General features: G+C 54.7%; 19 protein-coding genes and 1 riboswitch. Of the genes, 9 read left to right on the forward strand and 10 right to left on the reverse strand.

Annotated elements, in window-relative coordinates; translation table 11 throughout:
• Positions 1-13: 13 nt before the first annotated feature.
• The 8 genes from secE (at position 14) to rpoC (ending at position 12,105) form a co-directional block, all read left to right on the forward strand.
• Positions 14-397, forward strand: coding sequence for a preprotein translocase subunit SecE (gene secE / locus L3069_RS01235; RefSeq protein ID WP_003862342.1), 384 nt, complete (start codon positions 14-16; stop codon positions 395-397).
• Position 398: 1 nt separating this feature from the next.
• Positions 399-944, forward strand: coding sequence for a transcription termination/antitermination protein NusG (gene nusG / locus L3069_RS01240; RefSeq protein WP_003862341.1), 546 nt, complete (start codon positions 399-401; stop codon positions 942-944).
• A gap of 156 nt (positions 945-1,100) precedes the next feature.
• Positions 1,101-1,529, forward strand: a complete 429-nt coding sequence (rplK, locus tag L3069_RS01245) for a 50S ribosomal protein L11 (RefSeq protein ID WP_003862340.1) — start codon at positions 1,101-1,103, stop codon at positions 1,527-1,529.
• A 3-nt stretch (positions 1,530-1,532) separates the two neighbouring features.
• Positions 1,533-2,237, forward strand: coding sequence for a 50S ribosomal protein L1 (gene rplA, locus L3069_RS01250; protein ID WP_006810530.1), 705 nt, complete (start codon positions 1,533-1,535; stop codon positions 2,235-2,237).
• A 290-nt stretch (positions 2,238-2,527) separates the two neighbouring features.
• Positions 2,528-3,025: a 50S ribosomal protein L10 gene (gene rplJ / locus L3069_RS01255; RefSeq protein WP_003862338.1), complete on the forward strand. Its 498-nt coding sequence runs from the start codon at positions 2,528-2,530 to the stop codon at positions 3,023-3,025.
• 66 nt (positions 3,026-3,091) lie between these two features.
• Positions 3,092-3,457 carry a 50S ribosomal protein L7/L12 gene (gene rplL / locus L3069_RS01260; protein ID WP_002445276.1) on the forward strand — a complete coding sequence of 122 codons (366 nt, stop codon included), beginning with the start codon at positions 3,092-3,094 and terminating at the stop codon, positions 3,455-3,457.
• A 319-nt stretch (positions 3,458-3,776) separates the two neighbouring features.
• On the forward strand, positions 3,777-7,805 hold the full coding sequence (gene rpoB, locus L3069_RS01265) for a DNA-directed RNA polymerase subunit beta (protein ID WP_023299068.1): 4,029 nt from the start codon (positions 3,777-3,779) through the stop codon (positions 7,803-7,805).
• Positions 7,806-7,881: 76 nt separating this feature from the next.
• Entirely contained in the window at positions 7,882-12,105 is a 4,224-nt protein-coding gene (gene rpoC, locus L3069_RS01270; protein WP_023299069.1) for a DNA-directed RNA polymerase subunit beta', read from the forward strand.
• A gap of 115 nt (positions 12,106-12,220) precedes the next feature.
• Here rpoC and L3069_RS01275 read toward each other — a convergent pair whose 3' ends face one another.
• The 10 genes from L3069_RS01275 to L3069_RS01320 all read right to left on the reverse strand — a co-directional run bounded on the left by L3069_RS01275 (position 12,221) and on the right by L3069_RS01320 (position 21,006).
• Positions 12,221-12,538 carry a PTS lactose/cellobiose transporter subunit IIA gene (locus tag L3069_RS01275; RefSeq protein WP_003862327.1) on the reverse strand — a complete coding sequence of 106 codons (318 nt, stop codon included), beginning with the start codon at positions 12,536-12,538 and terminating at the stop codon, positions 12,221-12,223.
• Positions 12,538-12,846, reverse strand: coding sequence for a PTS sugar transporter subunit IIB (locus L3069_RS01280; protein ID WP_010425948.1), 309 nt, complete (start codon positions 12,844-12,846; stop codon positions 12,538-12,540). Before L3069_RS01280 ends, L3069_RS01275 begins: the two co-directional genes overlap by 1 nt.
• A 180-nt stretch (positions 12,847-13,026) precedes the next feature.
• A complete protein-coding gene (locus L3069_RS01285) occupies positions 13,027-14,568 on the reverse strand; it encodes a sensor domain-containing diguanylate cyclase (protein ID WP_038415056.1) in 1,542 nt (513 codons plus the stop codon).
• Positions 14,569-14,901: 333 nt separating this feature from the next.
• On the reverse strand, positions 14,902-16,035 hold the full coding sequence (thiH, locus tag L3069_RS01290) for a 2-iminoacetate synthase ThiH (protein WP_038415057.1): 1,134 nt from the start codon (positions 16,033-16,035) through the stop codon (positions 14,902-14,904).
• Entirely contained in the window at positions 16,035-16,802 is a 768-nt protein-coding gene (gene thiG, locus L3069_RS01295) for a thiazole synthase (RefSeq protein WP_023299071.1), read from the reverse strand. Before thiG ends, thiH begins: the two co-directional genes overlap by 1 nt.
• Before the next feature lies 1 nt (position 16,803).
• A complete protein-coding gene (gene thiS / locus L3069_RS01300; RefSeq protein ID WP_032626499.1) occupies positions 16,804-17,004 on the reverse strand; it encodes a sulfur carrier protein ThiS in 201 nt (66 codons plus the stop codon).
• Positions 16,988-17,743: a thiazole biosynthesis adenylyltransferase ThiF gene (thiF, locus tag L3069_RS01305; protein WP_038415058.1), complete on the reverse strand. Its 756-nt coding sequence runs from the start codon at positions 17,741-17,743 to the stop codon at positions 16,988-16,990. The genes thiS and thiF overlap by 17 nt, the downstream gene beginning before the upstream one ends.
• Complete coding sequence (gene thiE / locus L3069_RS01310) at positions 17,730-18,371, reverse strand: thiamine phosphate synthase (RefSeq protein ID WP_038415059.1); 642 nt, start codon at positions 18,369-18,371, stop codon at positions 17,730-17,732. The genes thiF and thiE overlap by 14 nt, the downstream gene beginning before the upstream one ends.
• Positions 18,371-20,266, reverse strand: a complete 1,896-nt coding sequence (gene thiC / locus L3069_RS01315; RefSeq protein WP_038415060.1) for a phosphomethylpyrimidine synthase ThiC — start codon at positions 20,264-20,266, stop codon at positions 18,371-18,373. Before thiC ends, thiE begins: the two co-directional genes overlap by 1 nt.
• A 78-nt stretch (positions 20,267-20,344) precedes the next feature.
• Positions 20,345-20,454: riboswitch (TPP riboswitch) on the reverse strand.
• 54 nt (positions 20,455-20,508) lie between these two features.
• The gene (locus L3069_RS01320; protein WP_023299075.1) at positions 20,509-21,006 is read right to left on the reverse strand and encodes an Rsd/AlgQ family anti-sigma factor; all 498 of its coding nucleotides are present in this window, start codon (positions 21,004-21,006) and stop codon (positions 20,509-20,511) included.
• A gap of 95 nt (positions 21,007-21,101) precedes the next feature.
• Here L3069_RS01320 and nudC point away from each other — a divergent pair, with 95 nt between their 5' ends.
• Positions 21,102-21,875 (forward strand): NAD(+) diphosphatase, encoded by a 774-nt coding sequence (gene nudC, locus L3069_RS01325; RefSeq protein ID WP_022646710.1) that lies wholly within the window; start codon positions 21,102-21,104, stop codon positions 21,873-21,875.
• Positions 21,876-21,903 lie beyond the last annotated feature (28 nt).

A 21,903-nucleotide genomic window follows, 5' to 3' on the forward strand; every position in this document is an offset into this window, starting at 1 on the left:
GACAGGTTGGTTTATGAGTGCGAATACCGAAGCTCAAGGGAGCGGGCGCGGCCTGGAAGCGATGAAATGGGTAGTTGTAGCCGTGCTGCTGATTGTGGCGATTGTCGGCAACTATCTTTATCGTGACATGATGCTGCCGCTACGCGCGCTTGCAGTGGTAATTCTGATTGCTGCGGCGGGTGGTGTCGCGCTGTTGACGACGAAAGGCAAAGCGACCGTTGCGTTTGCCCGCGAAGCGCGTACCGAAGTCCGCAAGGTCATTTGGCCGACTCGCCAGGAAACATTGCACACCACGCTGATTGTAGCGGCGGTAACCGCTGTAATGTCACTGATCCTGTGGGGACTGGATGGTATTCTGGTTCGCCTGGTATCCTTTATCACTGGCCTGAGGTTCTGAGATGTCTGAAGCCCCTAAAAAGCGCTGGTACGTCGTTCAGGCGTTTTCCGGTTTTGAAGGCCGCGTAGCTACGTCGCTGCGTGAGCATATCAAATTACACAATATGGAAGAGTTATTTGGCGAAGTTATGGTTCCGACCGAAGAAGTGGTTGAGATCCGTGGCGGCCAACGTCGCAAAAGCGAGCGTAAATTCTTCCCGGGTTACGTGCTGGTTCAGATGGTGATGAACGACGCGAGCTGGCACCTGGTGCGCAGCGTACCACGCGTGATGGGCTTTATCGGCGGCACATCTGACCGTCCGGCGCCAATCAGCGACAAAGAAGTTGATGCGATTATGAACCGCCTCCAGCAGGTGGGTGATAAACCGCGTCCGAAAACGCTGTTTGAACCGGGTGAGATGGTTCGTGTTAACGACGGTCCGTTTGCTGACTTTAATGGCGTCGTCGAAGAAGTGGACTACGAGAAGTCCCGCCTGAAAGTTTCCGTTTCTATCTTTGGTCGTGCGACCCCGGTAGAGCTGGACTTTGCTCAGGTAGAAAAAGCCTAAGCAGCGATCAAAAAAGCGACGATTTAATCGTTGCACAGGGCGCGAGATTGGAATACAATTTCGCGCCTTTTGTTTTTATGGGTTCCGACCCGTAAAACGAATTTTATTCACGGGGAGCCTCTCCGAGGCGTTATTACCCAATCAGAGGATTTTAGAATGGCTAAGAAAGTACAAGCCTACGTCAAGCTGCAGGTTGCAGCAGGTATGGCGAACCCAAGTCCACCAGTTGGTCCAGCTCTGGGTCAGCAGGGTGTGAACATCATGGAATTCTGTAAAGCGTTCAACGCCAAAACTGAATCCATGGAAAAAGGTCTGCCAATCCCAGTTGTAATCACTGTTTACGCTGACCGTTCTTTCACTTTCGTTACCAAAACCCCTCCAGCAGCAGTTCTGCTGAAGAAAGCAGCGGGCATCAAGTCTGGTTCCGGTAAGCCGAACAAAGACAAAGTGGGTAAAATTTCCCGCGCTCAGCTGCAGGAAATCGCGCAGACCAAAGCTGCCGACATGACTGGTTCCGACATTGAAGCGATGACTCGCTCCATTGAAGGTACTGCACGTTCCATGGGCCTGGTAGTGGAGGACTAAGAAATGGCTAAACTGACCAAGCGCATGTCCGTGATCCGTGACAAAGTTGATGCGACCAAACAGTACGACATCAACGAAGCTATCGCTCTGCTGAAAGAACTGGCAACTGCTAAGTTCGTTGAAAGCGTTGACGTTGCCGTTAACCTGGGCATCGACGCTCGTAAATCCGATCAGAACGTTCGTGGCGCAACTGTACTGCCACACGGCACTGGCCGTTCCGTACGCGTAGCTGTATTTGCTCAGGGTGCAAACGCTGAAGCGGCTAAAGCTGCCGGCGCTGAACTGGTAGGTATGGAAGATCTGGCTGATCAGATCAAGAAAGGCGAAATGAACTTTGACGTTGTTATTGCTTCTCCAGATGCAATGCGCGTTGTTGGCCAGCTGGGCCAGGTTCTGGGTCCACGCGGCCTGATGCCAAACCCGAAAGTGGGTACTGTAACTCCTAACGTTGCTGAAGCGGTTAAGAACGCTAAAGCAGGTCAGGTTCGTTACCGTAACGACAAAAACGGCATCATCCACACCACCATCGGTAAAGTGGACTTTGACGCTGACAAACTGAAAGAAAACCTGGAAGCTCTGCTGGTTGCACTGAAAAAAGCTAAACCAACTCAGGCGAAAGGCGTGTACATCAAGAAAGTTAGCATCTCCACCACCATGGGTGCAGGTGTTGCAGTTGACCAGGCTGGCCTGAGCGCTGCTGCAAACTAATGCCTTTACGTGGGCGGTGATTTTGTCTACAATCTTACCCCCCACGTTTGCTAACAAAAGTTAGCGGCTAAAAGAATTGTTCGTTGGAGCCTGGCCTATCCAGGCCTCCGTCGAAGACCGCAGGTGTTTCGCAAGAAACTTAATCCCCTGCGTAGACGGTGACAGAACGCTAAGATTATTTTAAATACTCTGGCTTGTTTCTGCTCACCGTATTAAGACGCTCTTCCCGTTGGGTCGAGTGAAGTGAGTTCCGGAACATGAGTTCCGGCAAACATCCAGGAGCAAAGCTAATGGCTTTAAATCTTCAAGACAAACAAGCGATTGTTGCTGAAGTCAGCGAAGTAGCCAAAGGCGCGCTGTCTGCAGTAGTTGCGGATTCCCGTGGCGTTACTGTAGACAAAATGACTGAACTGCGTAAAGCAGGTCGTGAAGCTGGCGTATACATGCGTGTTGTTCGTAACACCCTGCTGCGTCGCGTAGTTGAAGGTACTCAGTTCGAGTGCCTGAAAGACACGTTTGTTGGTCCGACCCTGATTGCATACTCTATGGAACACCCGGGCGCTGCTGCTCGTCTGTTCAAAGAGTTCGCGAAAGCGAATGCAAAATTTGAGGTCAAAGCTGCAGCCTTTGAAGGTGAGTTGATCCCGGCATCGCAAATCGATCGCCTGGCCACCCTGCCGACCTACGAAGAAGCAATTGCACGCCTGATGGCAACCATGAAAGAAGCTGCGGCTGGCAAACTGGTTCGCACTCTGGCTGCTGTACGCGATGCGAAAGAAGCTGCTTAATCGCAGTTATCTTTATAAAGCATTTGCTTACGTATAAACTTATTCTGATTTTCAGGAACAATTTAAATGTCTATCACTAAAGATCAAATCATTGAAGCAGTAGCAGCTATGTCCGTAATGGACGTTGTAGAGCTGGTTTCTGCAATGGAAGAAAAATTCGGTGTTTCTGCTGCTGCTGCTGTAGCTGTAGCTGCGGGCCCGGCTGAAGCTGCTGAAGAAAAAACTGAATTCGACGTAATTCTGAAAGCTGCTGGCGCGAACAAAGTTGCTGTAATCAAAGCAGTACGTGGCGCAACTGGCCTGGGTCTGAAAGAAGCTAAAGACCTGGTAGAATCTGCTCCAGCTGCGCTGAAAGAAGGCGTGAGCAAAGACGACGCAGAAGCACTGAAAAAATCTCTGGAAGAAGCTGGCGCTGAAGTTGAAGTTAAATAAGCCAACTTTTCTGGTTGCAGCCTAAGTAATTAGGCTGATGGCTGGTGACTTTTTAGTCACCAGCCTTTTTGCGCTGTAAGGCATCAGCAGCATTTCACACTGTTTGACTGCTGGTTGTCCTGACAATGCTTGTTTCTATCGACGACTTAATATACTGCGACAGGGTGCTCGCTCTGTGTAAATCGCAATGAAATGGTTTAAGCGTGATAGCAACAGGTATTGCGGAAAGTATTCAATTTTCCGGTCCACAAAATGGTGTTGCACAAACTGTCCCTTCGTCGGACAGATGGGTCGACTTGTCAGCGAGCTGAGGAACCCTATGGTTTACTCCTATACCGAGAAAAAACGTATTCGTAAGGATTTTGGTAAACGTCCACAAGTTCTGGACATTCCATATCTCCTTTCTATCCAGCTTGACTCGTTCCAGAAGTTTATCGAGCAAGATCCTGAAGGGCAGTACGGCCTGGAAGCAGCCTTCCGTTCCGTGTTCCCGATTCAGAGCTACAGCGGTAATTCCGAGCTGCAGTACGTCAGCTACCGCCTTGGCGAACCGGTGTTTGACGTTCAGGAATGTCAGATCCGTGGCGTGACCTATTCCGCACCGCTGCGCGTAAAACTGCGTCTGGTGATCTACGAGCGCGAAGCGCCGGAAGGCACCGTAAAAGACATTAAAGAACAAGAAGTCTACATGGGTGAAATTCCACTCATGACGGACAACGGTACTTTCGTTATCAACGGTACTGAGCGTGTTATCGTTTCCCAGCTGCACCGTAGCCCGGGCGTCTTCTTCGACAGCGATAAAGGTAAAACGCACTCTTCCGGTAAAGTACTGTATAACGCACGCATCATTCCTTACCGTGGTTCATGGCTGGACTTCGAATTCGATCCAAAAGACAACCTGTTTGTCCGTATCGACCGTCGTCGTAAGCTGCCTGCAACCATCATTCTGCGTGCACTGAACTATACCACTGAGCAGATCCTGGACCTGTTCTTTGAGAAAGTGATCTTTGAAATCCGCGACAACAAGTTGCAGATGGAGTTGGTGCCGGAACGTCTGCGTGGTGAGACCGCGTCGTTCGACATCGAAGCCGACGGCAAAGTGTATGTGGAAAAAGGTCGCCGTATCACCGCGCGCCACATCCGCCAGCTGGAAAAAGATGATATCAAACACATCGAAGTTCCGGTTGAATACATTGCAGGAAAAGTAGCCGCGAAAGATTACGTTGATGAATCAACTGGCGAGCTGATCTGCCCGGCGAACATGGAGCTGAGCCTGGATCTGCTGGCTAAGCTGAGCCAGTCTGGCCACAAACGTATCGAAACGCTGTTCACCAACGATCTGGACCACGGTCCGTACATCTCTGAGACTGTACGCGTCGACCCAACCAACGATCGTCTGAGCGCGCTGGTTGAAATCTACCGCATGATGCGTCCTGGTGAGCCACCAACTCGCGAAGCGGCTGAAAGCCTGTTCGAGAACCTGTTCTTCTCCGAAGACCGCTACGATCTGTCCGCGGTAGGTCGTATGAAGTTCAACCGTTCTCTGCTGCGCGACGAGATCGAAGGTTCCGGTATCCTGAGCAAAGACGACATCATTGAAGTGATGAAGAAGCTCATCGATATCCGTAACGGTAAAGGCGAAGTGGACGATATCGACCACCTCGGCAACCGTCGTATCCGCTCCGTAGGCGAAATGGCGGAAAACCAGTTCCGCGTTGGCCTGGTTCGTGTAGAGCGTGCGGTGAAAGAGCGTCTGTCTCTGGGCGATCTGGATACCCTGATGCCTCAGGATATGATCAACGCCAAGCCGATTTCTGCGGCAGTGAAAGAGTTCTTCGGTTCCAGCCAGCTGTCTCAGTTCATGGACCAGAACAACCCGCTGTCTGAGATCACGCACAAACGTCGTATCTCTGCACTCGGCCCAGGCGGTCTGACCCGTGAACGTGCAGGCTTTGAAGTTCGAGACGTACACCCGACTCACTACGGTCGCGTATGTCCAATCGAAACGCCTGAAGGTCCAAACATCGGTCTGATCAACTCCCTGTCCGTGTACGCACAGACAAACGAATACGGTTTCCTTGAGACCCCGTATCGTAAAGTGACCGACGGTGTGGTTACCGACGAAATTCATTACCTGTCTGCTATCGAAGAAGGCAACTACGTTATCGCTCAGGCGAACTCCAACCTGGATGACGAAGGCCACTTTGTAGAAGATCTGGTTACCTGCCGTAGCAAAGGCGAATCCAGCCTGTTCAGCCGCGACCAGGTTGACTACATGGACGTATCCACCCAACAGGTGGTATCCGTCGGTGCGTCCCTGATCCCGTTCCTGGAACACGATGACGCCAACCGTGCATTGATGGGTGCGAACATGCAACGTCAGGCCGTTCCAACTCTGCGTGCTGATAAGCCGCTGGTTGGTACCGGTATGGAACGTGCTGTTGCCGTTGACTCCGGTGTTACAGCAGTTGCTAAGCGTGGCGGTACCGTTCAGTACGTTGACGCATCCCGTATCGTTATCAAAGTTAACGAAGACGAGATGTATCCGGGCGAAGCGGGCATCGACATCTACAACCTGACCAAATACACCCGTTCTAACCAGAACACCTGTATCAACCAGATGCCTTGCGTATCTCTGGGTGAGCCAGTTGAGCGCGGCGACGTGCTGGCAGACGGTCCGTCCACCGACCTCGGTGAACTGGCGCTCGGTCAGAACATGCGCGTAGCGTTCATGCCGTGGAACGGTTACAACTTCGAAGACTCCATCCTCGTCTCCGAGCGTGTGGTTCAGGAAGATCGTTTCACCACCATCCACATTCAGGAACTGGCCTGTGTGTCCCGTGACACCAAGCTGGGGCCAGAAGAGATCACTGCCGACATCCCTAACGTGGGTGAAGCTGCGCTCTCCAAACTGGATGAATCCGGTATTGTTTACATCGGTGCGGAAGTGACCGGCGGCGACATTCTGGTTGGTAAGGTTACACCGAAAGGCGAAACCCAGCTGACGCCAGAAGAGAAACTGCTGCGTGCTATCTTCGGTGAGAAAGCGTCTGACGTTAAAGACTCTTCTCTGCGCGTACCAAACGGTGTTTCCGGTACGGTTATCGACGTTCAGGTCTTCACTCGTGACGGCGTTGAGAAAGATAAGCGTGCGCTGGAAATCGAAGAGATGCAGCTCAAACAGGCTAAGAAAGACCTGTCTGAAGAACTGCAAATCCTCGAAGCGGGTCTGTTCAGCCGTATCTATGCGGTGCTGGTTGCCGGTGGCGTTGAAGCTGAGAAGCTCGACAAACTGCCACGCGATCGCTGGCTGGAGCTGGGCCTGACCGACGAAGAGAAACAGAATCAGCTGGAACAGCTGGCTGAGCAGTATGACGAACTGAAACACGAGTTCGAGAAAAAACTCGAAGCGAAACGCCGCAAAATCACTCAGGGCGACGATCTGGCACCAGGCGTGCTGAAGATTGTTAAGGTGTATCTGGCTGTTAAACGTCAGATCCAGCCTGGTGACAAGATGGCAGGTCGTCACGGTAACAAGGGTGTTATCTCTAAGATCAACCCGATCGAAGATATGCCGCACGATGCTAACGGTACGCCGGTAGATATCGTACTGAACCCACTGGGTGTACCGTCTCGTATGAACATCGGTCAGATCCTGGAAACCCACCTGGGTATGGCTGCGAAAGGTATCGGCGACAAGATTAACGCCATGCTGAAGCAGCAGGAAGAAGTCGCGAAACTGCGCGAGTTCATCCAGCGTGCCTACGATCTGGGTACCGACGTGCGTCAGAAAGTCGACCTGAACACCTTCAGCGATGATGAAGTTCTGCGTCTGGCGGAAAACCTGCGTAAGGGTATGCCAATTGCAACGCCGGTATTCGACGGTGCAAAAGAAGCTGAAATTAAAGAGCTGCTGCAACTGGGTGGTCTGCCAACGTCTGGTCAGATTACGCTGTTTGACGGCCGTACCGGTGAACAGTTCGAGCGTCCGGTAACCGTAGGTTACATGTACATGCTGAAACTGAACCACCTGGTCGACGACAAGATGCACGCTCGTTCTACCGGTTCTTACAGCCTGGTTACTCAGCAGCCGCTGGGTGGTAAGGCTCAGTTCGGTGGTCAGCGCTTCGGGGAGATGGAAGTGTGGGCGCTGGAAGCATACGGCGCAGCATACACCCTGCAGGAAATGCTCACCGTTAAGTCTGATGACGTGAATGGTCGTACTAAGATGTATAAGAACATCGTAGACGGCAACCATCAGATGGAACCGGGCATGCCAGAATCCTTCAACGTACTGTTGAAAGAGATTCGTTCGCTGGGTATCAACATCGAACTGGAAGACGAGTAATTCTCGCTCAAACAGGTCACTGGTGTCGGGTTAACCCCCGACACCAGATTGTGCTAACTCCGACGGGAGCAAATCCGTGAAAGATTTATTAAAGTTTCTGAAAGCGCAGACTAAAACCGAAGAGTTTGATGCGATCAAAATTGCTCTGGCTTCGCCAGACATGATCCGTTCATGGTCTTTTGGTGAAGTTAAAAAGCCGGAAACCATCAACTACCGTACGTTCAAACCTGAGCGTGACGGCCTTTTCTGCGCGCGTATTTTCGGGCCAGTAAAAGACTACGAGTGCCTGTGCGGTAAGTACAAGCGCCTGAAACACCGTGGTGTGATCTGTGAGAAGTGCGGCGTTGAAGTGACCCAGACCAAAGTACGCCGTGAGCGTATGGGCCACATTGAGCTGGCGTCTCCAACTGCTCACATCTGGTTCCTGAAATCTCTGCCGTCCCGTATCGGCCTGCTGCTGGATATGCCGCTGCGCGATATCGAACGTGTTCTGTACTTCGAATCTTATGTTGTGATCGAAGGCGGGATGACGAATCTGGAACGTAACCAGATCCTGACCGAAGAACAGTATCTGGACGCGCTGGAAGAGTTCGGTGACGAATTCGACGCGAAGATGGGTGCGGAAGCTATCCAGGCCCTGCTGAAGAGTATGGATCTGGAGCAAGAGTGTGAAACTCTGCGCGAAGAGCTGAACGAAACCAACTCCGAAACCAAGCGTAAAAAGCTGACCAAGCGTATCAAACTGCTGGAAGCGTTCGTTCAGTCTGGTAACAAACCAGAGTGGATGATCCTGACCGTTCTGCCGGTTCTGCCGCCAGATCTGCGTCCGCTGGTTCCGCTGGATGGTGGTCGTTTCGCAACGTCGGATCTGAACGATCTGTACCGTCGCGTGATCAACCGTAACAACCGTCTGAAACGTCTGCTGGATCTGGCTGCGCCGGACATCATCGTACGCAACGAAAAACGTATGCTGCAGGAAGCGGTAGATGCCCTGCTGGATAACGGTCGTCGCGGTCGTGCGATCACCGGTTCTAACAAACGTCCTCTGAAATCTTTGGCCGACATGATCAAAGGTAAGCAGGGTCGTTTCCGTCAGAACCTGCTCGGTAAGCGTGTTGACTACTCCGGTCGTTCTGTAATCACCGTAGGTCCATACCTGCGTCTGCATCAGTGCGGTCTGCCGAAGAAAATGGCTCTGGAGCTGTTCAAACCGTTCATCTACGGCAAGCTGGAACTGCGTGGCCTGGCCACCACCATCAAAGCCGCTAAGAAAATGGTTGAGCGTGAAGAAGCTGTCGTTTGGGATATCCTGGACGAAGTAATCCGCGAACACCCGGTACTGCTGAACCGTGCACCAACTCTGCACCGTTTGGGTATCCAGGCATTTGAGCCAGTCCTGATCGAAGGTAAAGCGATCCAGCTGCACCCGCTGGTTTGTGCGGCCTATAACGCCGACTTCGATGGTGACCAGATGGCTGTTCACGTACCGCTGACGCTGGAAGCCCAGCTCGAAGCGCGTGCGCTGATGATGTCTACCAACAACATCCTGTCTCCAGCGAACGGTGAACCTATCATCGTTCCTTCTCAGGACGTTGTATTGGGTCTGTACTATATGACCCGTGACTGTGTTAACGCCAAAGGCGAAGGCATGGTGCTGACTGGCCCGAAAGAAGCTGAGCGTATTTATCGCGCTGGCCTGGCCTCTCTGCATGCGCGCGTTAAAGTGCGTATCACCGAATACGAAAAAGATGAAAACGGCGAATTCGTGGCGATTACCAGCCTGAAAGACACGACCGTTGGCCGTGCGATTCTGTGGATGATCGTACCGAAAGGTCTGCCTTTCTCCATCGTCAACCAGGCGCTGGGCAAGAAAGCGATCTCCAAAATGCTGAACACCTGTTACCGCATTCTGGGCCTGAAGCCGACCGTTATCTTCGCTGACCAGACAATGTACACCGGCTTTGCTTATGCAGCGCGTTCAGGTGCATCTGTTGGTATCGATGACATGGTCATCCCAGAGAAGAAACACGAGATCATCTCTGAAGCGGAAGCTGAAGTTGCTGAGATCCAGGAGCAGTTCCAGTCTGGTCTGGTAACCGCAGGCGAACGTTACAACAAAGTTATCGATATCTGGGCTGCGGCGAACGATCGTGTATCCAAAGCGATGATGGATAACCTGCAAACCGAAACCGTGATTAACCGTGACGGCGTAGAAGAGCAGCAGGTCTCCTTCAACAGCATCTACATGATGGCCGACTCCGGTGCGCGTGGTTCTGCGGCACAGATTCGTCAGCTGGCAGGTATGCGTGGTCTGATGGCGAAGCCAGATGGCTCCATCATCGAAACGCCAATCACCGCGAACTTCCGTGAAGGTCTGAACGTACTCCAGTACTTCATCTCCACGCACGGTGCGCGTAAAGGTCTGGCGGATACCGCATTGAAAACGGCGAACTCCGGTTATCTGACGCGTCGTCTGGTTGACGTTGCGCAGGATCTGGTCGTCACCGAAGACGATTGTGGCACCCTCGAAGGTATCACCATGACCCCGGTTATCGAGGGTGGTGATGTTAAAGAGCCGCTGCGCGATCGCGTACTGGGTCGTGTGACCGCGGAAGACATCCTGAAGCCGGGCACCGCAGACATTCTGGTTCCACGCAACACTCTGCTGCACGAACAGTGGTGTGACCTGCTGGAAGCGAACTCTGTTGACTCTGTGAAAGTGCGTTCCGTTGTATCCTGTGACACCGACTTTGGTGTGTGTGCGCACTGCTACGGTCGTGACCTGGCGCGTGGCCACATCATCAACAAAGGTGAGGCTATCGGCGTTATCGCAGCACAGTCCATCGGTGAGCCGGGTACACAGCTGACGATGCGTACGTTCCACATCGGTGGTGCGGCATCTCGTGCGGCTGCTGAATCCAGCATCCAGGTGAAAAACAAAGGTAGCATCAAGCTCAGCAACGCGAAGTCTGTTGTTAACTCCGCAGGCAAGCTGGTTGTGACTTCTCGTAACACCGAGCTGAAGCTGATCGACGAATTCGGTCGTACCAAAGAGAGCTATAAAGTGCCTTACGGTGCGGTTATGGCGAAAGGTGATGGCGAGCAGGTTGCCGGCGGCGAAACCGTAGCAAACTGGGATCCACACACCATGCCGGTTATCACCGAAGTAAGTGGTTTCATCCGCTTCACTGACATGATCGACGGCCAGACCATTACTCGTCAGACCGACGAGCTGACCGGTCTGTCTTCTCTGGTGGTTCTGGATTCTGCTGAACGTACTACCGGTGGTAAAGATCTGCGTCCTGCACTGAAAATCGTTGATGCTCAGGGTAACGACGTTCTGATCCCTGGCACCGATATGCCTGCGCAGTACTTCCTGCCGGGTAAAGCGATTGTACAGCTGGAAGATGGCGTACAGATCAGCTCTGGTGACACCCTGGCGCGTATTCCTCAGGAATCCGGCGGTACCAAGGACATCACCGGTGGTCTGCCACGCGTTGCGGACCTGTTCGAAGCACGTCGTCCGAAAGAGCCTGCTATCCTGGCTGAAATCAGCGGTATCATCTCCTTCGGTAAAGAGACCAAAGGTAAGCGCCGTCTGGTTATCACGCCAGTAGATGGCAGCGAGCCGTACGAAGAGATGATTCCTAAGTGGCGTCAGCTCAACGTGTTCGAAGGTGAACGCGTGGAACGTGGTGACGTGGTCTCCGATGGTCCAGAAGCGCCGCACGACATCCTGCGTCTGCGTGGTGTGCATGCTGTTACTCGTTACATTGTTAACGAAGTACAGGACGTATACCGTCTGCAGGGCGTTAAGATTAACGATAAGCACATCGAAGTTATCGTTCGTCAGATGCTGCGTAAAGCAACCATCGAAAACGCGGGCAGCTCCGACTTCCTGGAAGGCGAGCAGGTTGAATACTCACGCGTTAAGATCGCTAACCGCGATCTGGAAGCGAACGGCAAAATCGGTGCGACCTTTGCACGCGATCTGCTGGGTATCACCAAAGCGTCTCTGGCAACCGAGTCCTTCATCTCTGCTGCATCGTTCCAGGAAACCACTCGTGTCCTGACCGAAGCGGCTGTTGCAGGTAAACGTGATGAACTGCGCGGTCTGAAAGAGAACGTTATCGTGGGTCGTCTGATCCCGGCCGGTACCGGTTATGCGTACCACCAGGATCGTATGCGTCGTCGTGCAGCGGGTGAACTGCCAGCTGCACCGCAGGTGACTGCCGAAGATGCATCCGCGAGCCTTGCAGAACTGCTGAACGCAGGTCTGGGCGGTTCCGACAACGAGTAATCGTTGATGCCCGGTAGGTAAAATTACCGGGCATATGAATCACAGGTCGGGTAAGCGCAGCGCCACCCGACAATAAAAAACCCGCCTCGGCGGGTTTTTTTACGTCTGTATGTCTTCAATTCACTAACGGGATGCGTCGATAAAGCTCAATCATATCGCCCGCCAGATCCTGAATGACCATCGCGTTCATCAGGTGATCCTGAGAGTGAACGGTGATCAGGTTAACCGGAAGTTTACCTGTCCCTTCATCAAGACCGATGAGCTGCGTCTGGATCGTATGCGCATGTTTCACATATTCACGCGACTCTTCCATCGCTTTCTCGGCTTCGTCAAAGTCACCTTTTCGCGCCATCTGCAACGCTGTCAGGGCCGCACTGCGCGCCGCACCTGCATTGACCAGTAGCTCCATGATTGTGGTTTCTAAGTCTTCCATTATGACTCCAGCAGCTTGAGCGCTTTTTCCAGTACGGCATCACCTTTCATCATGCCGTAATCCATCATGTCGATAACCGCGACCTTTTTTCCGAGCGGATCGGCCTGCGCCTGGAGTTTTGCCTGTTCGTATTTAACCTGTGGCCCCAGTAATACGATATCAGCCGTCGCGATGTTATCTTTAAACTCCGCGACCGGAACGGCTTTAATGGTTACTTCGACTCCTTTTTTCTGCGCGGCATCTTTCATACGTTGAACCAGCATGCTGGTTGACATTCCCGCTGCACAGCATAAAACGATGTTCTTCATAGTCAGCCTCGATCTACATGTGTTTATTGATAATTATCCCGCGCAGACCGCTTCAACAACCGCTTTACCGCGATTGTGTGTCAGGCATCACAAAGAAATCGGCATTTTTCTGAAACCGGTTACAATTTTATACATGAAAGCATTCTGCCCGTCTTAACGGGCGGAATTTCAGGAAGGGTATTATCGGCTGGCCGTGCTTACGATGCGGTTTTTACCCTGTTGTTTAGCGGTATACAGCGCTTCATCTACGCTGCCGATAAATTGTTCCAGCGGTTCGAAGTGCCACTCTCCCACCCCCGCGCTGAAGGTTACTCGCAGGTTCTCTTCCCGCCAGGTCCGTTTTTCCACGGCGGTGCGCCAGGCTTCCAGTAGCGCGTGCGCGGAGTTCATCAGCTCGGCCGGGAAAATCACCCCGAACTCTTCCCCACCGTAGCGGTAAACGGAAACGTGGTGCGGCTGCATGATCTGAATACCTTCGCGCGCCACGCTGCGCAGAACAATATCCCCGCTCAGGTGGCCCCAGGTGTCGTTAATAGATTTGAAGTTATCGATATCGACCAGCGCCAGAACGAAGGGTTGATGAGCGGTCAGCAGCTCATCCACATCGTTGTCGAAAGCACGGCGGTTCTTGCAGCCTGTCAGCGCATCATGGGTGGCCTGACGGACATAGGCCATCTCACGTTCCTTATTGGTTCGAATGGTATGGCTGAGCATCGCCTCAAGACGTGGCGCCTGATTGACGTCTCCGGTTTTGATGGCGTTGATAATGTTCATCAGCACAGAACGCGAGGCATGGCGCAGGTAGAGCCCGAACAGAATGATGATGATTGCCGCCAGCGCAAATCCCCAGCCGACGACGGTGGTTTCATGCCGGGTGATGACGGAAAGCGTGGCATCGGAGACCCGATAAATCACAAACCAGTCCGGATTGGTGAAAGAGTAGTAGTAATACCAGGTTTTACTTTTGGGGTCGAAAAGATGCCCTTCGCCGCTGGTCATTTTGTCCATCAGCGCTTCGCTTACGTACTGCTTAAAGAGCGCCCCCGTGTCCGGATGCAGCACAACGGCGCCGTCACGTTCCACGACAAAAAACTCACCCTGAACCGGTGCCACCATCTGACGCAAGGTATACCCCATGGAGGTTAAATCAAGATGGAAAGCGAGCGTGCCCTTCAGACGGCCTTCCGGTGAAATGACCGGTTTATAGAGGGTGACCGTAGGATGTTGGGTGAAATAGTCCAGATAGGGGCGGGTGTAGTGAGGAAAGTTGCTGGCTTCCGCTTGCCCGATAAACCATGGGCGTGTTCGTGCGTCGAACGACCTACTATTCTCCGTTGGCAGTACTTCCGGCGCGCGCAGATGGTGCCCTTCGGTGTCCGCAAGAGAGATAGACGACACCGTCGGCATCAGATTCTGCAAATGCATTAACATCTGCAAACCCTGTGTCGGATCGATATTTATCGTCTGATTCACTCTGTCTTCACGGGCGTAGTACATCGCAGCGCGACCAAGAATATAGTCATTTTCTCGCAGGATGGATTCGGTATAGTTCACCGCCAGATTATGGGTGAAGTTACCATTAATTTTATGATAATCCTCAATAAAATCCTTCCGTTGTGAAAGGATGACCAGAATCGCGATTATCGCGAAACTGAACAGAATCCCCGCGAAGCTGACCATAATTGGTCGGGTGAAAGAGAGCTTTTTACTGTGGAGTGCCATGAGTTGTGCATCAATCCAGATGGTAGGCGCGTTGCGTCTGTCGATATCCTCAGCATAGTCGCTGTCAGATTGCTGGTAGTAAATTATACAGAAAGCGATTTCCGACGGGTTGATTTATCTTAAGAGTAGATAAGAAACGACGTATTTATTTTATCAATTGAAATTTTGTTTAAGGGGCGGAGGGCAGGGCGAAACGAGGAAGAAGCATTTTCACCCTGGTCAGCGTCCGTTGCTGACGTGGTTAATCCTAATAAAACCGGGCAGATCTCCTCAATCGCCCGGCGTTGATCTTACGAGCCGTCTCGTAACCTTTCCGCATTGTTGCAGGCGGTTTCAGCGCAAATGCGAAGCTCTTCCCAGCCAGCTGTCCCAGTCTTTCCACACGGGCTGTAGCCCCTGTGCAGTCAGGGTTTCCGCCACCGCGTCGGGCCGTCGTCCGTCGTGCGGTGCAAACTGTTCCAGTTCCGGGCGATCGTCTGCGTAACCGCCCGGCTGCGTTTTGGAAAAGGCGCTGACGTTGTTGATCGCCAGAGGGATCGCGCGGTCGCGAAACGCGGGGGATTCACGCGTGGAGAGCGACAATTCCACTTCCGGCGCGAACAGGCGAAATGCGCACAGGGTTTGCACCAGCTGGCGCTCATCCATCAGCGAGGCGGGTTCAATGCCTCCCGTACACGGACGCAGCCGTGGGAATGAGATGGAATAGCGGCTTTGCCAGTAGTACTGCTGTAGCCACAGCAGATGCTCTGCCACCATATAGCAGTCAACCCGCCAGCTGTCGGACAGACCGATAAGCGCGCCCAGCCCAATTTTATCGATACCGGCGCGCCCCAGCCTGTCCGGCGTTTCCAGCCGGAAGATGAAATCCTGCTTCTTCCCTTTCAGGTGATGTCGGGCATAGGTCGCCTCATGGTAGGTTTCCTGATAAACCATTACGCCGTCCAGCCCAAGGGTTTTCAGTTCCGCATATTCCTCTTGCGACAGAGGCTGCACTTCCATTTGCAATGAGGCAAATTCGCGGCGGATGGCCGGAAGATGCTGGCGAAAATAGTCCATCCCCACTTTGCCCTGATGTTCACCCGTCACCAGTAAGAGATGTTCAAAACCCATCTCACGAATAGCCGCACACTCGCGGGCGATCTCATGCTCATCCAGCGTTTTACGCTTAATGCGGTTGCTCATTGAGAAGCCACAGTAGGTGCAGTCGTTGGCGCACAGGTTAGAGAGATAAAGCGGCACGTAAAAGCTCACCGTGTTGCCAAAGCGCTGGCGGGTGAGGCGTTGCGCGCGCTGCGCCATCGGTTCAAGGTATGCGCTGGCTGCCGGAGAAAGCAGGGCCATCAAATCCTCGCGGGTCACATGCCGGGCTGTTAATGCCCGCTCTACGTCCGCAGAGGTTTTACTGTTGATGCGTAAGGCAATATCGTCCCAGTTAAGCTGACGCCAGCGATCGGTAAAGGTAGCCATCAGAGTGCCTCCAGAAAACCGGTCAGCGGGCTGGTGGCCTGCGCCTGAAAGCTGCGCGAGCCGGGGCCGGACTGTCGTGCCAGCAGACCGGACTCCACGGCAAGGCGGAACGCACGCGCCATCATCACCGGGTCGTCGGCCACCGCAATCGCGGTATTGACCAGCACCGCATCGGCCCCCATCTCCAGCGCCTGCGCGGCATGACTGGGTACGCCGATGCCCGCATCCACCACCACGGGCACGGTCGCCTGCTCGATGATGATCTCCAGCATCGCGCGGGTCTCCAGTCCCTGGTTGGAGCCAATGGGCGCCCCTAACGGCATCACGGCCGCGCAGCCGACCTCTTCCAGACGCTTACACAGCACGGGATCGGCACCACAGTAGGGCAGAACGGTGAATCCCTGCTGCACCAGCGTCTCTGCCGCTTTCAGGGTTTCGATCGGATCGGGCAACAGCCAGCGGGCGTCCGGATGAATTTCCAGCTTCAGCCAGCAGGTGCCGAGCGCTTCCCGGGCCAGATGCGCAGCGAAAATTGCTTCCTCGGCCGTTTTCGCACCGGAGGTATTGGGTAAGAGCGTCACGCCTGCCTCCAGTAACGGCGCAAGTATGGCATCGTTGTGCTGACGCAGATCCACGCGCTTCATCGCCAGCGTCACCAGCTGGCTGCCGCTTTCACGAATAGCATCCACCATTAGCTGCGGGGAGGCGAATTTTCCGGTTCCGGTAAACAGATGTGAATCAAAGACTTTGTCGGCAATACGTAACATCTCAGCCCCCTGCGATAACCTGAAACAGCAGGATCTGGTCGCCTTCAATGACCTGCTGATGTTCCCACCGCTCGCGCGGCAGGATCTGTTGATTGAGCGCCAGCGCCGTTCCCGGCTTCAGCTGGCGCAGCGTGTCGAGCAGGGCGGCAACGGTGAGATCGTCGTCGCACGTCATCGGCTCATCGTTAAACAGAATGCGCATCGCGGCCTCCGCATATCGGGCAGCGGTTGGCGCGGTTTATCGCCAGATGGCGCCAGCCGCTGGAACGGGCGTCGAACAGCCGGAGCGTGTTGCGCTCTGTTTCCATGCCGCTGAGCAACTTGATGGCTTCCAGCGCCTGAAGGGTACCCATCACGCCCACTACCGGCCCAAGAATGCCAGCCGTGCGGCAGTTACGCTCCGGTTCAGCCTCGTCCGGCCACAGGCAGCGGTAGCAGCCCTGCGCCCACGGCGGCGTAAGCACCATTATCTGCCCGCCGAAACCGACCGCGCTGGCGGTGATCAGCGGCGTGTTCTGTGCAACACAGGCCGCATTAATGGCCTGACGCGTCGCCATATTGTCCGTGCAGTCCAGCACCACGTCGGCAAGGGCAACTTCGCGTTGCAGATCTTCTCCGCTCAGCCGCGTCTGGAGCGCCACCAGTTCAATATCGGGGTTAAGCTGGTTCAGCCGCTTGCGCGTAACATGTGCTTTAGGCTGGTTAACATCTTCTGTCGTGAAGAGGATTTGCCGTTGCAGGTTGCTGAGGTGTACCTCATCGTCATCGGCCAGTACCAGCGTTCCCACGCCCGCCCCGGCCAGATACAGCGCGGCGGGCGCGCCCAAGCCACCCAAACCGACAATCAGTACCCGGCTGGCGAGCAGCTTTTGCTGCCCGTCAATGGCGATATCCTCCAGCAGGATCTGGCGGCTGTAGCGCATAAAATCACGATCTTTCATCGCCTGCTCCTGCCAGTTGTAAGAGCCGTGCGGTGGCGGCCTGCCAGTCTGCGGCCTGGGTGATAGCGCTGACGACGGCGATACTGCCGACGCCGGTTTCCAGCACGGCGGGCGCACGATCAAGGCTGATCCCGCCGATGGCGACGGTGGGGTAATCGGCAAGGCGCTTAACGTGGGCTGCCAGCTGAGCCAAACCCTGTGGGGCAGACGGCATCTGTTTGGTTTGCGTCGGGAAAACGTGGCCGAGGGCGATGTAGGAGGGGCGGGCCGCCAGCGCCACGTCGATCTCCATATCATCGTGGGTGGAAACGCCCAGCCGCAGACCGGCGTTACGGATTGCGTTGAGATCGGTCGTTTCCAGATCTTCCTGTCCCAGATGCACGCCGTACGCCTGGTGTTTAACCGCCAGCCGCCAGTAGTCGTTGATAAACAGGCGGGCGTGGTAGCGACGTCCCAGCGCGATAGCGGCGGCCACATCGGCCTCCACCTCTTCGTCGCGTTTATCCTTGATGCGCAGCTGGAGGGTGCGAACGCCTGCCTCCAGCAAGCGCTCTATCCACGCCACGCTGTCCACCACCGGGTAAAGCCCTAAGCGGAAGGGGACAGGTGGGAAATCGGGCTGGTACATTACGCCTCCTCCTTTTTGAGGTAGATTTCGCCGCCTTTGGCGCGGAAGGTTTCGGACATGTCTGCCATGCCGACTTCAATGGTCTGCGCGGCGGCGTAATCGCGTACCTCCTGGCTGATTTTCATCGAGCAGAACTTCGGCCCACACATGGAGCAGAAGTGCGCGACTTTGCCCGATTCCTGCGGCAGGGTTTCGTCGTGGTAGGCGCGGGCGGTGAACGGATCCAGCGCCAGGTTGAACTGGTCTTCCCAGCGGAATTCAAAGCGCGCTTTGGACATGGCGTTGTCGCGGATTTGCGCGCCCGGATGGCCTTTCGCCAGATCCGCCGCGTGGGCGGCAATCTTGTAGGTGATCAGCCCCTGCTTCACGTCCTCTTTGTTTGGCAGCCCGAGGTGCTCTTTCGGCGTCACGTAGCAGAGCATGGCGCAGCCGAACCAACCGATCATCGCCGCGCCAATGCCTGACGTGAAGTGGTCGTAGCCCGGCGCAATATCGGTGGTCAGCGGCCCCAGTGTGTAGAACGGCGCTTCGTGGCAGTGCTCCAGCTCCTCGGTCATGTTGCGGCGGATCATCTGCATCGGTACATGGCCCGGGCCTTCAATCATCACCTGCACATCGTACTCCCAGGCGATTTTGGTCAGCTCGCCCAGCGTGTGCAGCTCGGCAAACTGCGCCTCGTCGTTCGCGTCACGGATGGAGCCAGGACGCAGGCCGTCGCCCAGCGACAGAGAAACGTCATAAGCGGCGCAGATCTCGCAGATTTCGCGGAAGTGCTCGTAGAGGAAGTTTTCCTGATGATGGGAAAGGCACCATTTCGCCATAATCGAACCGCCGCGTGAGACGATACCGGTCAGACGCTTCGCGGTCATCGGCACGTAGCGCAGCAGCACGCCCGCGTGAATGGTGAAGTAGTCCACGCCCTGTTCCGCCTGCTCCAGCAGCGTGTCGCGGAACGCTTCCCAGGTGAGGTTTTCGGCGATACCGTTTACCTTCTCCAGCGCCTGATAAATCGGGACGGTACCGATCGGCACCGGGCTGTTACGCAGGATCCACTCGCGGGTCTCATGAATATAGCGGCCCGTGGAAAGGTCCATCACCGTGTCCGCGCCCCAGCGCGTCGACCAGACCAGCTTTTCCACCTCTTCTTCGATGGAAGAGGTGACGGCAGAGTTGCCGATGTTGGCGTTGACCTTCACCAGGAAGTTGCGGCCGATAATCATCGGCTCGGATTCCGGGTGGTTGATGTTGGCGGGAATAATCGCGCGCCCGGCGGCTACTTCATCACGCACGAATTCCGGCGTGATGTTCTCCGGCAGGCGAGCGCCAAACCCTTCACCCGGATGCTGGTGGCGCAGCACTTCGCTGCGAATGCGCTCGCGGCCCATGTTTTCGCGGATGGCGATGAACTCCATCTCCGGCGTGACGATACCCTGTCGCGCGTAGTGCAGTTGGGTTACGCATTTGCCCGCTTTAGCGCGTTTCGGCGTCAGCAGGCCAGTAAAGCGCAGCTCATCCAGACCGTCGTCGGCCAGGCGCGCGTTGGTGTACGCCGAGCTGCGCACGCTCAGTTCTTCGCAGTCGTTACGGGCATCAACCCACGGCTGGCGAAGCTTTGCCAGACCCTGCTGCACGTTGATAGCAACATCAGGATCGCCGTACGGGCCGGAGGTGTCATACACCGGCACGGCTTCGTTGTCTTCAAACTGCGGGTGCTCTTTGCTGCCGCCGATAAGCGTCGGGCTGAGCTGGATTTCGCGCATCGGCACGCGGATATCGGCCTGTGAACCGGTGATGTAGATGCGCGTTGAGTTCGGGAAAGCGGTGCCTTCCAGGGTGTCGATGAAGCGTTGTGCGTGTTCGCGCTGTTCGCGGCGGGTCAGTTTTGTTGTAGACATAGCTCATTCCAGATGTGAAGGACATGGCTTGTCAGACGACGGATGAAGCAAGAGAAGATCGCCTCAGGGCGATACAACAGCAGTGTGACTCTTGTTCCCTTCGCAGGTATTAACCTGATCAGGTTCCGCGGATCCCGAATTAACGGTCTCAGCCCGTGCTTTCACACTGGGCACTCCGACAAGAAAAATCCCCCTCCGCAGAGGGGCGAATGGTTGTAAATTACTCGTTAACGATTAAGAACTCAAGCAGGGCGCGCAACGTTATCGCTGGTGCTGATAGTCAGGTTGTTGTCCAGCACGAGGGCGATGAGCTTGTCTTCCAGCGTGAATCGCTCTTCCAGTGCTTCGCCAAGGTCGGAAAGCGCCTGCTGAAACTCAAGATAGTTATCGTGATCGATAGCATTCTCAAGCGTGGAATCGTAGTAGTCCATGATCTGCTGGGTGTTGGCTTCCAGCAGCGGACAGAGTTTGCTGGCCGCTAAATACGGCGTTGTCCCTTCCATTTCGCGGATAATGCGTTCATAAAGGTTGAAATGGCCGTCGGAGAGGTAGTCGACCAGGCTCTGACAAAAGTCGTCCAGCGCTTTTTCATTGAGTCGCATAAAGGATTCTTTGCCAGGCTTAAGACCAACCAGATTGTAATACGCCACAAGGAGATGCTTGCGCACATGTAGCCAGCGATCCACCAGGGTGTTACTTCCTCCAACGCGCTCAGTCAGGCTTTCCAGCTGGTTTAACATGGTCGACTCCATAAGGTTTAAAATGGGATCTGCTTATCCAAAATGTAACCACAATGCTAACAACATGTCAGTGAAGCGAAGGTAGTGCAATAGATATGGATCGTATTATTGAAAAATCAGATCTGGGTTGGTGGATCGTCAGCCACGAACAAAAATTATGGCTGCCCTCAGGAGAGTTGCCCTACGGTGCCGCGGAAACGTTCGATCTGGTGGGCCAGTCCGCGCTGAAGATCGGCGAGTGGCAGGGCGATCCCGTGTGGTTGATCCAACAGGCGCGCCGTCAGGATATGGGATCCGTACGTCAGGTGCTGGATCTGGACGTCGGCCTGTTCCAGCTGGCGGGGCGCGGCGTACAGCTGGCGGAGTTTTACCGCTCGCACAAATACTGCGGTTACTGCGGCCACACCATGCACCCGAGCAAAACCGAATGGGCGCTGCTCTGCGGCCACTGCCGTGAACGTTACTACCCGCAAATCGCACCGTGCATCATTGTCGCCATCCGCCGTGATGATTCCATCCTGCTGGCGCAGCATACCCGCCATCGCAACGGCATTCACACCGTCCTCGCCGGGTTCGTGGAAGTCGGCGAAACGCTGGAACAGGCGGTGGCGCGCGAGGTGATGGAGGAGAGCGGCATTAAGGTGAAAAACCTGCGCTATGTGACGTCGCAGCCGTGGCCGTTCCCGATGTCCCTGATGACCGCGTTTATGGCGGAATACGACAGCGGCGAGATTGTTATCGATCAGAAAGAGCTGCTGGAGGCGAACTGGTATCGCTACGACGATTTACCGCTGCTGCCCCCGCCGGGAACGGTGGCGCGTCGCCTGATAGAAGATACCGTGGCAATGTGTCGGGCCGAGTATGAGTAGTGTTACACTGACGGACTGACGCAATAAG

The sequence above is a fragment of the Enterobacter cloacae complex sp. ECL411 genome, from assembly GCF_021869665.1.
Taxonomy (GTDB): Bacteria; Pseudomonadota; Gammaproteobacteria; order Enterobacterales; family Enterobacteriaceae; genus Enterobacter; species Enterobacter intestinihominis.